The 12,930-nt window shown below is 60.0% G+C and carries 11 protein-coding genes; 6 read left to right on the top strand and 5 right to left on the bottom strand.

Annotation, left to right across the window (positions count from 1 at the left end; genetic code table 11):
- Positions 1-11: 11 nt before the first annotated feature.
- Together epd and tkt are read right to left on the bottom strand one after the other, a co-directional pair.
- The gene (gene epd / locus KJF94_RS24465; RefSeq protein ID WP_214379415.1) at positions 12-1,064 is read right to left on the bottom strand and encodes an erythrose-4-phosphate dehydrogenase; all 1,053 of its coding nucleotides are present in this window, start codon (positions 1,062-1,064) and stop codon (positions 12-14) included.
- A 161-nt stretch (positions 1,065-1,225) separates the two neighbouring features.
- A complete protein-coding gene (gene tkt, locus KJF94_RS24470) occupies positions 1,226-3,223 on the bottom strand; it encodes a transketolase (protein WP_214379417.1) in 1,998 nt (665 codons plus the stop codon).
- 260 nt (positions 3,224-3,483) lie between these two features.
- Here tkt and KJF94_RS24475 point away from each other — a divergent pair, with 260 nt between their 5' ends.
- The 4 genes from KJF94_RS24475 (at position 3,484) to KJF94_RS24490 (ending at position 8,050) form a co-directional block, all read left to right on the top strand.
- On the top strand, positions 3,484-4,479 hold the full coding sequence (locus KJF94_RS24475; RefSeq protein ID WP_214379419.1) for an ArsR/SmtB family transcription factor: 996 nt from the start codon (positions 3,484-3,486) through the stop codon (positions 4,477-4,479).
- A gap of 18 nt (positions 4,480-4,497) precedes the next feature.
- Entirely contained in the window at positions 4,498-5,688 is a 1,191-nt protein-coding gene (gene metK, locus KJF94_RS24480) for a methionine adenosyltransferase (protein WP_008033298.1), read from the top strand.
- A gap of 192 nt (positions 5,689-5,880) precedes the next feature.
- Positions 5,881-7,554, top strand: a complete 1,674-nt coding sequence (gene ligB, locus KJF94_RS24485) for an NAD-dependent DNA ligase LigB (RefSeq protein ID WP_214379422.1) — start codon at positions 5,881-5,883, stop codon at positions 7,552-7,554.
- Positions 7,555-7,654: 100 nt separating this feature from the next.
- Positions 7,655-8,050, top strand: a complete 396-nt coding sequence (locus KJF94_RS24490) for a DUF1090 domain-containing protein (protein ID WP_214379424.1) — start codon at positions 7,655-7,657, stop codon at positions 8,048-8,050.
- 190 nt (positions 8,051-8,240) lie between these two features.
- On the opposite strand, the gene KJF94_RS24495 is transcribed toward KJF94_RS24490, so the two are convergent.
- The gene (locus tag KJF94_RS24495) at positions 8,241-8,690 is read right to left on the bottom strand and encodes a c-type cytochrome (RefSeq protein WP_214379426.1); all 450 of its coding nucleotides are present in this window, start codon (positions 8,688-8,690) and stop codon (positions 8,241-8,243) included.
- A 128-nt stretch (positions 8,691-8,818) separates the two neighbouring features.
- Between KJF94_RS24495 and mltA the strand changes: the two genes are divergently transcribed.
- Positions 8,819-10,003, top strand: coding sequence for a murein transglycosylase A (gene mltA, locus KJF94_RS24500; protein ID WP_214379428.1), 1,185 nt, complete (start codon positions 8,819-8,821; stop codon positions 10,001-10,003).
- Positions 10,004-10,118: 115 nt separating this feature from the next.
- Here the strand turns inward: mltA and KJF94_RS24505 are convergent, their stop codons facing one another.
- Both KJF94_RS24505 and KJF94_RS24510 read right to left on the bottom strand, forming a co-directional pair.
- Positions 10,119-10,502 (bottom strand): MAPEG family protein, encoded by a 384-nt coding sequence (locus KJF94_RS24505; protein WP_214379430.1) that lies wholly within the window; start codon positions 10,500-10,502, stop codon positions 10,119-10,121.
- 55 nt (positions 10,503-10,557) lie between these two features.
- Positions 10,558-11,391 (bottom strand): EamA family transporter, encoded by an 834-nt coding sequence (locus KJF94_RS24510; protein WP_214379432.1) that lies wholly within the window; start codon positions 11,389-11,391, stop codon positions 10,558-10,560.
- A 285-nt stretch (positions 11,392-11,676) separates the two neighbouring features.
- On the opposite strand from KJF94_RS24510, the gene KJF94_RS24515 reads away from it, so the two are divergent.
- Positions 11,677-12,846 (top strand): MFS transporter, encoded by a 1,170-nt coding sequence (locus tag KJF94_RS24515; protein ID WP_214379434.1) that lies wholly within the window; start codon positions 11,677-11,679, stop codon positions 12,844-12,846.
- Positions 12,847-12,930 lie beyond the last annotated feature (84 nt).

Below are 12,930 nucleotides of genomic sequence, written 5' to 3' on the forward strand. Positions count from 1 at the left end.
GGTCGCACTTCCTACGGTTTTTTTGAAGTCGCTGTTTGCAGATAGTGTTCTGCAACATCCAGCATTCGGTTGGCAAAACCCCATTCGTTGTCGAACCAGGCCAGGATGTTCACCAGCCGTGGGCCGGAAACTCGGGTCTGACTGGCATCGACGATGGCCGAATGTGGGTCATGATTGAAATCACAGCTTGCGTGGGGTAGCTCGGTGTAGGCCAGCAGGCCTTTGAGCGGGCCGCTGGTGGCCGCCTCGCGCAGAATCCGATTGACCTCGGTGGCGTCGGTGTCGCTCACGGTCTGCATCGTAATGTCGAGGCAAGACACGTTCACCGTCGGCACCCGCACGGCTTTGGCCTGAATTCGCCCGGCAAGTTCCGGCAACAGGCGTTCGATGCCGCGTGCCAGACCAGTGGACACTGGAATCACCGACTGAAACGCCGAACGGGTGCGGCGCAGGTCTTCGTGATGATAGGCGTCAATGACGGGCTGGTCGTTCATCGCCGAGTGGATGGTGGTGATCGACACGTATTCCAGACCAATGGCCTGATCCAGCAGGCGCAACAGCGGCACGCCGCAATTGGTGGTGCAGGAGGCGTTGGACACCAGCAGCTCTTCGCCGGTCAGGCAATCCTGGTTCACGCCGTAGACGATGGTGGCGTCGACATCCGCCTCGCTGGCCATCGGCTGGGAAAACAGTACGCGTGGCGCACCGGCGTCGAGGAAACGCTGGCCGTCTTCGCGGGTGTGGTAAGCGCCGGAGCACTCCAGCACCAGATCGACGCCCAACGACGCCCAATCGATGCCTTCGGGGGTGGCACTGCGCAGGACCTTCACGCAGTCGCCATTAATATGCAGACAATCGCCTTCAACCCTCACTTCGCCGGGAAAGCGCCCGTGCGTGGAGTCGAAGCGTGTCAGGTATTCGATGCTGGCCATATCCGCCAGATCGTTGATCGCGACAATCTCAAACCCGGCCTTCTCGCCTCGCTCGAACAACGCACGCAAGACGCAACGACCAATCCGGCCGTAGCCGTTGAGTGCAACTTTGTAGGGACGCGGTTGAGGCATGGGGTTCTCGATGAAGCTTGGGAATGTGGTTGCCAGGTCTGCCGCCTTCGCGGGCAAGCCTCGCTCCTACAGGTCTTCGGTTGCCTTGAAAAACAACGCAATCCCTTGTAGGAGCGAGGCTTGCCCGCGAAGACGTCAGCCCCGATACCGCAACTTCTGGATCAGTCTTCCAGCAGCTCTTCAGCCTGACCCAGGATGTTTTCCAGGGTGAAACCGAACTCTTCGAACAAGGCTGGCGCAGGCGCCGACTCACCGTAGGTGGTCATGCCGATGACGCGGCCTTCCAGGCCCACGTACTTGTACCAGTAGTCCGCGTGAGCGGCTTCGATGGCGATACGGGCGCTGACCTGCAACGGCAGAACCGATTGCTTGTAGCCGGCGTCCTGGGCATCGAACACGCTGGTGCAAGGCATCGAAACAACGCGCACCTTGCGACCTTGCTCGGTCAGCTTGTCGTAAGCCTGAACCGCCAGACCCACTTCCGAACCGGTGGCGATCAGGATCAGCTCAGGCTCGCCTGCGCAATCCTTCAGCACGTAACCGCCACGGGAGATCTCTTCGATCTGAATCGCATTGCGGGTTTGGTGCTGCAGGTTCTGACGCGAGAAGATCAAGGCCGAAGGACCGTCGTTACGCTCCAGGGCGAACTTCCAGGCCACTGCCGATTCAACGGCATCGGCTGGACGCCAGGTGTCGAGGTTCGGCGTGCTGCGCAGGCTGGTCAGTTGCTCGATCGGCTGGTGAGTCGGGCCGTCTTCGCCCAGACCGATAGAGTCGTGGGTGTAGACGAACAGCACGCGCTTCTTCATCAGCGAGGCCATACGCACGGCGTTGCGGGCGTATTCCATGAACATCAGGAAGGTCGCGCCGTAAGGCACCAGACCGCCGTGCAAAGCAACGCCGTTCATGATCGCGCTCATGCCGAACTCGCGAACGCCGTAGTACACGTAGTTACCGCTGGCGTCGTCGGCGGTGACGCCTTTGCAACCTTTCCACAGAGTCAAGTTGGAGCCGGCCAGGTCAGCGGAGCCGCCGAGGAATTCCGGCAGCATCGGGCCGTAGGCATTCAGGGCGTTCTGGCTGGCTTTACGGCTGGCGATGGTTTCGCCCTTGGCCGCGACTTCAGCAATATAAGCAGACGCTTTTTCAGCGAAGTCGGCCGGCAGCTCGCCGCTCAGGCGACGGATCAGCTCGTTGGCCAGCTCAGGGAAAGCCGCAGAGTAGGCAGCGAAACGCTGATCCCACTCGGCTTCGACCGCGCGGCCGGCTTCCTTGGCGTCCCACTCGGCATAGATGTCGGCCGGGATTTCGAAAGGACCGTGGTTCCACTTCAACGCCGTGCGGGTCAGAGCGATCTCCGCGTCACCCAATGGGGCGCCGTGGCAGTCTTCTTTACCTTGCTTGTTCGGCGAACCGAAACCGATGGTGGTCTTGCAGCAGATCAGGGTTGGCTGCGCGCTTTTGCGTGCAGTGTCGATGGCGATCTTGATCTCTTCCGGGTCATGACCGTCGACATTGCGGATCACCTGCCAGTTGTAGGCTTCGAAACGCTTGGGGGTGTCGTCGGTGAACCAGCCTTCGACTTCGCCGTCGATGGAGATACCGTTGTCATCGTAGAAGGCGATCAGCTTACCCAGGCCCAACGTACCGGCCAGGGAGCCGACTTCGTGGGAAATGCCTTCCATCATGCAGCCATCACCCAGGAATACGTAGGTGTGGTGGTCGACAACGTTGTGGCCCGGACGGTTGAATTGCGCCGCCAGGACTTTTTCTGCCAGGGCGAAACCCACGGCGTTGGCCAGGCCCTGGCCCAGTGGACCGGTGGTGGTTTCAACGCCTGGGGTGTAGCCGAATTCCGGATGACCCGGGGTACGGCTGTGCAGTTGGCGGAAGTTTTTCAGGTCATCGATCGACAGGTCGTAGCCGGTCAGGTGCAGCAGCGAGTAGATCAGCATCGAGCCGTGGCCGTTGGACAGCACGAAGCGGTCACGGTCGGCGAACGATGGATTGCTCGGGTTGTGCTTCAGGTAGTCACGCCAAAGTACTTCGGCGATATCCGCCATACCCATCGGGGCACCGGGATGGCCGCTGTTGGCTTTTTGCACGGCATCCATGCTGAGGGCACGAATGGCGTTGGCACGCTCACGACGGCTGGGCATCGCTGATCTCCTAGGGTTTGAATAAAACGAAACGGAAAAAAGGCGAGCATTTTCCCTCACAGGCATGCCTCGCGGCAATGACAGATAGTCATCTGAAGGCGTTTTTCCGGTGGATAAAGTCGCATTCGCCTGGTGAAACCTTTCCGCTGACGATTTGTAGAGTGACCCTTTCCCCGAGAAGTGCCATCTATCGAGCAATATCAAAACTTTTTGATATTGCTCTTGCAGAGCTTTATGACCGTCACTAGACTGCTGGCCCTATGAATTTACGCGTGCCTTCCATTCAACATGACGAGTGCGATGAGCTGGCGGCCCTGTGCAAGGCCGGCGGCGATCCTCTGCGGCTGAATGTATTGCGCGCGCTGGCCAACGATTCGTTTGGCGTACTGGAACTGGCGCAGATCTTCGGCATCGGCCAGTCGGGCATGAGCCATCACCTCAAGGTGCTGGCCCAGGCCGACCTGGTGGCGACCCGTCGTGAAGGCAATGCGATTTTCTACCGTCGCGCCCTGCCCCACACAGACCTGCTGGGCGGCAAGCTGCATGCCGCGCTGCTCGAAGAAGTGGACAACCTGACCCTGCCTGCCGATGTGCAGTCGCGGATCGGTCAGGTCCATGGGCAACGGGCGGCGGCCAGCCAGGACTTTTTCTCACGGGTTGCGGAGAAGTTTCGCGCCCAGCAGGACTTGATTGCCGGCCTGCCGCAGTACCGCGAAAGCGTGGTGGCCCTGCTCGACAAACTGAGCTTCAGCGAAGGGGCCACGGCCATTGAAGTCGGCCCTGGCGACGGCGCTTTTCTGCCGGAACTGGCGCGCCGCTTCACGCACGTCACGGCGCTGGACAACAGCACGGCGATGCTCGAACTGGCGCGCCAGGTCTGCGAACGTGAAACGCTGGCTAACGTCAGCCTGCAACTGGCCGATGCATTGAATGGTGTCAGCCTCAAGGCCGATTGCGTTGTACTGAACATGGTGCTGCACCACTTTGCCGCGCCGGCCGATGCGCTCAAGCACATGGCCGACTTGCTGCAACCGGGCGGTAGCCTGCTCGTGACAGAGTTATGTAGCCACAACCAGAGTTGGGCCAGGGAGGCCTGCGGTGATCTCTGGTTGGGGTTTGAACAGGACGATCTGGCCCGTTGGGCCACCGCTGCGGGACTCGTTCCCGGGGAAAGCCTCTATGTAGGCTTACGTAATGGTTTCCAGATTCAGGTCCGCCACTTTCAGCGGCCAGCTGGCGACACTCACCATCGGTAAATTCAGGAAAAAATCGAGATGAGCGAATACTCCCTCTTCACCTCCGAGTCCGTGTCCGAAGGGCATCCGGACAAAATCGCCGACCAGATTTCCGATGCGGTGCTGGACGCCATCATTGCTGAAGACAAGTTCGCCCGTGTGGCGTGCGAGACGTTGGTGAAAACCGGCGTGGCAATCATTGCAGGTGAAGTCACCACGTCGGCCTGGGTCGACCTGGAAGAAATCGTGCGTAACGTCATTCTGGACATCGGCTATAACAGCTCCGATGTCGGCTTCGACGGCGCCACTTGCGGCGTGATGAACATCATCGGCAAGCAGTCCCCTGACATCAACCAGGGTGTCGACCGCGCCAAGCCTGAAGATCAGGGCGCCGGCGACCAGGGCCTGATGTTCGGCTACGCCAGCAACGAAACCGACGTGCTGATGCCAGCACCGATTACTTTCTCGCACCAACTGGTTCAGCGCCAGGCCGAAGCCCGTAAATCCGGCCTGCTGCCTTGGCTGCGCCCGGACGCCAAGTCGCAAGTGACTTGCCGTTACGAAGGCGGCAAGGTTGTCGGTATCGACGCCGTTGTTCTGTCGACCCAGCACAACCCTGAAGTGTCGTACAAAGACCTGCGCGAAGGCGTAATGGAGCTGATCGTCAAGCACGTGCTGCCTGCCGAACTGCTGACCAAAGATACCCAGTTCCACATCAACCCGACCGGCCAGTTCATCATCGGTGGCCCGGTAGGTGATTGCGGTCTGACCGGTCGCAAGATCATCGTCGACAGCTACGGCGGCATGGCCCGTCACGGCGGCGGCGCGTTCTCCGGTAAAGATCCATCGAAGGTTGACCGTTCGGCTGCCTACGCCGGTCGTTACGTGGCCAAGAACATCGTCGCTGCCGGCCTGGCCGAGCGTTGCGAGATTCAGGTTTCCTACGCGATCGGTGTTGCTCAACCAACTTCGATCTCGCTGAACACCTTCGGCACCGGCAAAATCAGCGACGACAAAATCGTCAAACTGGTTCGCGAAGTGTTCGACCTGCGTCCATACGCAATCACCACCATGCTCGACCTGCTGCACCCGATGTACCAGGAAACCGCTGCGTACGGCCACTTCGGCCGCACTCCGGCTACCAAGACTGTGGGCGAAGATACCTTCACCACGTTCACCTGGGAAAAAACCGACCGCGCCGACGACCTGCGTTCGGCTGCCGGTCTGTAAGACTTCCCCGGCGGTACCAAAAGCCCTGCACGGCTCGCCGTGTGGGGTTTTTTATTGTCTTTCGCTTGGGACCGGCTTGCCGGCGATGAGGCCAGCCCAGTAACCCGGAAACACAAGGCAAAACACCCACCCTTCCCGCCTGACAATAAGTGACTAGCCTTCAAGCATTCTCCTTGAGCAAGGACGCTCACAATGCTTCTGCGCCTGTTTTCTCTTTTCTTCCTGACTTCAATCTGCTCAATATCAAACGCTGCCCATTGCCCCAACTGGCCGCCCGCCAGAGCTCTGGACGAAATCACAGCACTGCAAAAACAAATCGACATTTGGGACGACAGCTATCACCGCCGTGGCCACTCATTAGTCGCCGACGAACTCTACGATCAATCCCGCGCGCGACTGACCGAATGGTGTGAGTGTTTTGACCTGGGCATGGCGTCTGAACCCTCGCGCGCAACTGGCGGCAAAATTGCCCACCCCATTGCCCACACGGGCCTGGAAAAACTGCGCGATGATCGCGCCGTCGAGAACTGGCTGCGTGATCGCAAAGACATCTGGATACAACCCAAGGTTGACGGCGTGGCCGTGACGTTGATCTATCGCAACGGCATGCTGCATCAGGCGATCAGTCGTGGTGACGGTATGAACGGACAGGACTGGACTGCCTCGGCGCACTTGATTCCCGTTATCCCCCGACAACTGGCGCAACCCGTGGATTTGCTCGTGCAAGGCGAACTCTACTGGCGCCTGATCGACCATGTACAAGCCAAGGCCGGCAGCCTCAATGCCCGTTCTACGGTAGCCGGCCTGATGGCCCGCAAGGAACTCGCCCCTGAGCAAGCCGCAGGCATCGGACTATTTATCTGGGATTGGCCGCAAGGCCCGGCCAGCCTGCCCGCCCGTGGCGCGGCGCTGGATGAACTGGGGCTGCCGAGCACGGTGCCTTACAGTCAGCCGGTGCAGACGTTTGCCGATGCCGAACGCTGGCGCGATCACTGGTACCGCTCGCCCCTGCCCTTTGCCAGTGACGGTGTCGTCCTGCGCCAGAGCCAACGCCCTTCGGCCGAACGCTGGCAGGCGAAAACACCGCACTGGGTCGTCGCCTGGAAATACCCGTTTGCCCAGGCGTTGGCTCAAGTGCGCAAAATCGACTTCAAGGTCGGTCGCACCGGACGGATCACCCCCGTGCTGGACCTGAAACCGGTGACGCTTGATGACAGGCAGATCAAGCGCGTCAGCGTCAGCTCCCTTCGACGCTGGGAGGAACTGGATATCCGCCCCGGTGATCAGGTGTCCATCAGCCTGGCGGGGCTGACCATCCCCAGGCTCGACGGCGTCATTCTGCGCACCGCCGAACGCGCCGAATTAAACGTACCGTTGGCGGCAGACTTTCATCCTTTGAGTTGCTGGCAGCCGACGCCTGGCTGCGAAAGCCAATTCCTCGCGCGACTGGCCTGGCTCAGTGGCAAGCAAGGGTTGGCCTTGCCTCATGTCGGTCCCGGCACCTGGGAGAAACTTCTCGAAACAGGCCAGCTGAACGGCCTGCTGGATTGGTTGACCCTCGATGCTCAAGAGCTTGCTAACATTGACGGTTTCGGCGAGCGCAGCACGACGCGTCTTTTAAACAGTTTCAACAGCGCCCGCCAACGCCCTTTTGCTCGCTGGCTCAAAGCCTTGGGATTACCACCGACCGGCCAGGCGCAGCTAGCCGATTCATGGCAGGCACTGGCACAACGAAACACCGAACAATGGCAGTCCGAGGCCGGTATCGGCCCGGGACGCGCAGCGCAATTGAGCGCATTTTTCCGCGACCCGCAGGTCCTGGCCTTGAGTGACACATTACGTGCGGCGGGAATCGACGGGTTTTAGTGTCCGCAGATGCTCGCCCACCCGGGAACCCAAAGGTGCCAATGGGCTCAAACGCCCACCGCCATATCGATCCGATTTGCACTTTGTACATGGAGCTTTTATGAAATTTCTTTCACCGCTCGCCCTGCTGACTCTTTGCGGTGTGATGGCCGCTCCGCTGATGGCCGCCGAAGAGGCCCCGGGCCTGACCGGTTGCGCCGCCAAGAAACAGGGAATCATCAACCAGATCGAACTGGCCAAGTCCCACGGCAACGCCGATCAGCAGGCGGGCCTGGAAACGGCCCTGAGTGAAGTCACCGCTCATTGCACCGATGCTTCGTTGAAGAAGGAACGGGAAAACAAGGTCCTCGACGCCAAACATGAAGTCAGTCAGCGTCAGGCCGACCTCGACAAAGCCATGAAGAAAGGCGATCCCGAGAAGATCAACAAGCGCAAAGACAAACTCGCCGAGTCCCGCAAGGAATTGCAGGATGCGCTGGACGAGCTGGACAAGTAATCCGGATTAGCGAGCGAACTTTTGTGGCGAGAGAGCTTGCTCCCGTTCGGCGGCGAAGCCGTCGTAATCCGGATCGCAGAATACAGCTGACGAAACTCGGTTGAATGGTTTTGGGGCCGCTTCGCAGCCCAGCGGGAGCAAGCTCCCTCGCCACAGTTGCGCAGCAGGCTCACCCAGTCACATCCGAGAATCAATGATCCCGAAATTCTTTATGACAGGCACTGCAGGCATCTTCGACTTTCTGCACCGCCGGCCCGAGGTTACTGGCCTTGTAAGGCTGGACCTTGCTGGCAATCACCAATTCACCGGTGGTGGCTTCAAGGGTGCGGGCCATTTCCTGAAAGCGTGCCTGTTTCTGCCAGACATCGCTCTTGGCACTGGTGTGATCTTCTTCGCGCACCTGCGGAAAATGCTTCCACGGCTCATGGGACAGCGCATCAAGCTTCACCGCGCCGTCAGCGAACTTCGGACCGTCGAATGGAATGCGGCCGCGCAACATGCCGCCCAGGTCTTCGCCGGTCTTGAGCATTTGCTTGAAGATCGCCTTGCGCTGGCCCAGTGGCGAGTTCGGGTCGACACCGCCACACGCAGACAACGTCAAGCAGGCCAGCAATACAACGGAAAGTCTTTTAAATGTCATGGTGGCTTCAGGTCACGGGAAACGGCGGCCAGTATCCTCGCGTCACCGACAAACACCAATAGCCCTATTATCAATACGGGTTGTTCGAGCGCAGGGAGCACTCGCGCAACCGGCAAAGGAATTACTCCATGAACAGCCGTTTCAAGGCATGGCGTCACCGCCTGGCCTGGACCCTCCCGATAGTGGCCGTGCTCGCAGGCTGCACCGGTGGTGACAACAACAAACCGAAAACCCACGCCCTGGCCACTTACTCCAGCGCCACGTGGGAAGCGCTTCCATCGGTGTCCGACAACGACCTGGTCGCCGGCTTCGGTTCGTGGCGCAGCGCCTGCACCCGACTCAAGGCCGACCCGGTCTGGGGCTCGACCTGCGCCGCTGCCACCAAGGTGCCGCAAACCGCCAATGACATTCGCGGCTTCCTCAAACAGAACCTCGACGTCTACGGCCTGCGCGCCGCCAACGACAATCCCAACGGCTTGATCACCGGTTACTACGAGCCGGTATACCCCGGCAGCCTGACCCAAACTGCCGTGGCGAACATCCCGGTGTACGGGATTCCAGAAGACATGATCATTGTCTCTCTGGACAGCATCTACCCGGAGCTCAAAGGCAAACGCCTGCGCGGACGGCTCGAAGGTCGCGTGCTCAAGCCTTACGACGATGCGGCAACCATCGAAACCAAAGGGGTCAAAGCGCCGGTCGTGGCGTGGCTGACCGACCCGATGAACCTGCAATTCCTGCAAATCCAGGGCTCCGGTCGCATTCAGCTCGACGATGGTCGCCAGTTACGTATCGCGTATGCCGACCAGAACGGCCATCCGTATCGCCCCATCGGCCGCTGGCTGGTGGAACAAGGCGAGCTGAAGAAAGAAGACGTGACCATGGGCGCAATCAGCAACTGGGCCAAGGCTCATCCGGCGCGCATCCCAGAACTGCTCGGAAGCAACCCGAGTTATGTGTTCTTCACCCGTAACCCGGACAGCAATGAAGGTCCTCGCGGCTCGCTGAACGTACCACTGACTGCGGGTTACAGCGCGGCAGTGGATCGTAAAGTGATTCCGCTGGGCAGCCTGTTGTGGTTATCCACAACACGGCCGGACGGCACCGCGCTGGTACGTCCGGTGGCGGCTCAAGACACTGGCGGCGCGATTGCTGGCGAAGTCCGTGCGGACTTGTTCTGGGGCACCGGCGAAGCGGCCGGGCAATTGGCCGGCGACATGAAACAGCAGGGGCAGATCTGGATGTTGTGGCCCAAAGGCGCGGCATTGCCGCAAGTACCTCAGGTGACTGATGCGGTTAAAGCCAATCCTTGAGTCTTGTTTCGCCTGATGAATTGCCTTCGCGGGCAAGCCTCGCTCCTACAGCTAAAGTTGTTCTGTAGGAGCGAGGCTTGCCCGCGAAGGGGCCGGAACAAACGCCGCAGATCCGTCAGACCGAAACCACAAAGAAACTAACGATCAACCCCAGCCCCACAAACCACACCAACGACCGCAAGATATGCCAGTCCGCCAGGTAGCAAATGATGTACAGCAACCGGCTGGTGATAAACAAAACCGACAGCACATTGATGGTCACCAGCTCGGCATTGCCCGCCAGATGCGCCACGATCACCGCCGCAGCGAACGCCGGGATGATTTCAAAACTGTTCAGTTGCGCCGCATTCGCGCGCCTGCCCAAACCTTCCAGTGAATCAAGAAAATCCCGGGGATCATGGTTGTCTTCCAGCCTGTAACCGCCACTGATCTTGGCCACGCCCGTACACAGGTAAGGCAGGAAAATCGCGATCAAAATGCACCACAAAGCAACCGTCATAGAGTCATCCCTTCTTCAAGTTTCATGCGTCGAGCGTTTGTCGACAGTGAGCCAGTCAAAACTTCATCACCAACATGCCGATCAGTACCAGCCCACAGGCCAGGAGCCGAGGCCGGCCGAAAGGTTCTTTCAGGTAGCGCATGCCAAACAACACCACCAGAATCACGCTGATTTCGCGCAAGGCCGCCGCCTCGGCAATCGAACCCAGCTGCATCGCCCACAGCACCAGAGCGTAGCTGAACAACACGCAAAACCCGACCGCCAACCCCAGCCGCCACTGTTCACGCCAGAACAGCATAAACGCCGGCCGCTTGCGCACGAGTGCCAGTAACGGAAACGGCCAGGCACTGAGCAGCGTCACCCAGACCAGGTAATCCAGCGGATGCGACCAGCGCCGCAACGCCTGGCCGTCGATAAAGGTGTAGCAGCCGATGCACAGACCGATCAGTGCTACCACCGGCAGCATCGACCACGGCAAACGCGCGCCGCCACCGCCCTGCCACAGCAAGCACAGCATGCCGAACGGGATCAGCAGAATTCCGAAGATCTGCTGATGGGTCAGCACTTCTCCGGCAAAGATCAGCGTCAGGGCCAGCACCACCAGCGGCGACAGTCCGCGCATCAATGGATAGACCAGCCCCAGATCGCCGACCCGATAGGCCTGAATCAACAAATAGCGATAGAGCAACTCGAACGCCGCCGACGCCAGGATCCACGGCCAGATTTCAATCGGCGGCAACGCCACGAAAGGCAGCATCAGGGCGACAAACAACATCGCCACGCTGTCCATGCAGGCCACGACCAACAACCGTTCCGCGCTGAATTTAATCAGCGTATTCCACGCCGCGTGCAACAGCGCCGCCACCAACACCAAAACCGTCGCAAGCACGGCACGCTCCTTTTGTTCATCATCCTCTCCCGTGTAGGAGCACGGCTTGCCGGCGAAGGCGTTCTTGAAACCGCCATCGCCGGCAAGCCGTGCTCCTACAGGAAGCGGGGAGAGAATTGATTCGCCATATGTCAGCAGCTGTTTATACTGCAAGCGACCACGCCGCACTCAGTTGCGCTCAGACTAATTCCAATAATTTCTGCCTCGGTCCGCTCTCCTCGAGAACGGTCGTCGGCCTGCGTATGCCTGATCACAGCGTCAAGACTACCGACAGAGACCTTGCGCATGCCACTCGCTTTGCTTGCCCTCGCTGTTGCCGCGTTCGGCATCGGCACCACTGAATTCGTCATCATGGGCCTGCTGCCCGACGTCGCTCGCGACCTTGCCGTGAGCATTCCCGACGCCGGCCTGCTGATCACCGGCTACGCCCTGGGCGTGGTGTTCGGCGCGCCGATCCTCGCGATCGGCACCGCCAACATGCCGCGCAAAGCCACGCTGCTGGGCATGACGCTGATGTTTATCCTCGGCAACATCCTCTGCGCCCTCGCGCCGAACTACGCCACGCTGATGGCCGCTCGCGTGATTACTGCACTGTGCCACGGCGCATTTTTCGGCATTGGTTCGGTGGTCGCCGCCGGCCTGGTGGCACCGAACAAACGGGCCCAGGCGATTGCCATGATGTTCACGGGCCTCACGCTGGCCAACGTGCTCGGTGTACCGCTGGGTACTGCACTCGGGCAATACGCCGGTTGGCGTTCGACGTTCTGGGCGGTGTCCGTGATCGGGGTGATTGCCGCGATCGCGCAATGGCTCTGGCTGCCGAAGGACATCGCCATGGACAAGGCCAACCTGGCCAGAGAGTTCAAAGTGCTGGGCAAGGTCAATGTGCTGCTGGCCCTGGGCATGAGCGTATTGGCATCGACCAGTCTGTTCAGCGTGTTCACCTACATCGCGCCGATCCTGCAGGACATCACCGGCGTCAGCCCCCATGGCGTGACCATCATGTTGCTGTTGTTTGGCGTGGGTCTGACGGCGGGCAGCATGCTGGGTGGTCGATTGGCGGACAGTCGTTTGTTGCCTTCGCTGGTGGGCATGGCGCTGGCGGTGTTGGTCGTACTGGCTGCGTTTACTCAGACCAGCCATTCGGTGATTCCGGCGGCGATCACGCTGGTGCTGTGGGGGATTTTTGCCTTCGCGCTGTGTCCGATTTTGCAGCTGCTGATCATCGATCAGGCCCATGAAGCGCCGAACCTGGGTTCAACGCTGAATCAGAGTGCATTCAATCTGGGCAACGCGGCGGGGGCCTGGATCGGCGGGCTGGTGGTCGCCAGTGGTGCCGATCTGGCGGACTTGCCGTGGACCGGCGCACTGGTCAGCGGATTGACCGTACTGACTGCTCTGTACTTCATCTATCGGCAACGTCGCGTTACATCGCTGGCCAATTTGCCCGGTTGAATCGGAGACAAAACCGGCCTGGAAATCTGCCCTGGGTGTCGAAGCATTGGAGACGCGCGCTGTGGGAATATTTCCCAGACCGTA

The sequence above is a fragment of the Pseudomonas hormoni genome (genome assembly GCF_018502625.1).
Lineage (GTDB): Bacteria > Pseudomonadota > Gammaproteobacteria > Pseudomonadales > Pseudomonadaceae > Aquipseudomonas > Aquipseudomonas hormoni.

What these genes read in the sequence shown, in the direction of transcription:
- epd (WP_214379415.1), bottom strand. Translation starts at nt 1,064, where the DNA reads ATGCCTCAACCGCGTCCCTACAAAGTTGCACTCAACGGCTACGGCCGG.
- tkt (WP_214379417.1), bottom strand. Translation starts at nt 3,223, where the DNA reads ATGCCCAGCCGTCGTGAGCGTGCCAACGCCATTCGTGCCCTCAGCATG.
- KJF94_RS24475 (WP_214379419.1), top strand. Translation starts at nt 3,484, where the DNA reads ATGAATTTACGCGTGCCTTCCATTCAACATGACGAGTGCGATGAGCTG.
- metK (WP_008033298.1), top strand. Translation starts at nt 4,498, where the DNA reads ATGAGCGAATACTCCCTCTTCACCTCCGAGTCCGTGTCCGAAGGGCAT.
- ligB (WP_214379422.1), top strand. Translation starts at nt 5,881, where the DNA reads ATGCTTCTGCGCCTGTTTTCTCTTTTCTTCCTGACTTCAATCTGCTCA.
- KJF94_RS24490 (WP_214379424.1), top strand. Translation starts at nt 7,655, where the DNA reads ATGAAATTTCTTTCACCGCTCGCCCTGCTGACTCTTTGCGGTGTGATG.
- KJF94_RS24495 (WP_214379426.1), bottom strand. Translation starts at nt 8,690, where the DNA reads ATGACATTTAAAAGACTTTCCGTTGTATTGCTGGCCTGCTTGACGTTG.
- mltA (WP_214379428.1), top strand. Translation starts at nt 8,819, where the DNA reads ATGAACAGCCGTTTCAAGGCATGGCGTCACCGCCTGGCCTGGACCCTC.
- KJF94_RS24505 (WP_214379430.1), bottom strand. Translation starts at nt 10,502, where the DNA reads ATGACGGTTGCTTTGTGGTGCATTTTGATCGCGATTTTCCTGCCTTAC.
- KJF94_RS24515 (WP_214379434.1), top strand. Translation starts at nt 11,677, where the DNA reads ATGCCACTCGCTTTGCTTGCCCTCGCTGTTGCCGCGTTCGGCATCGGC.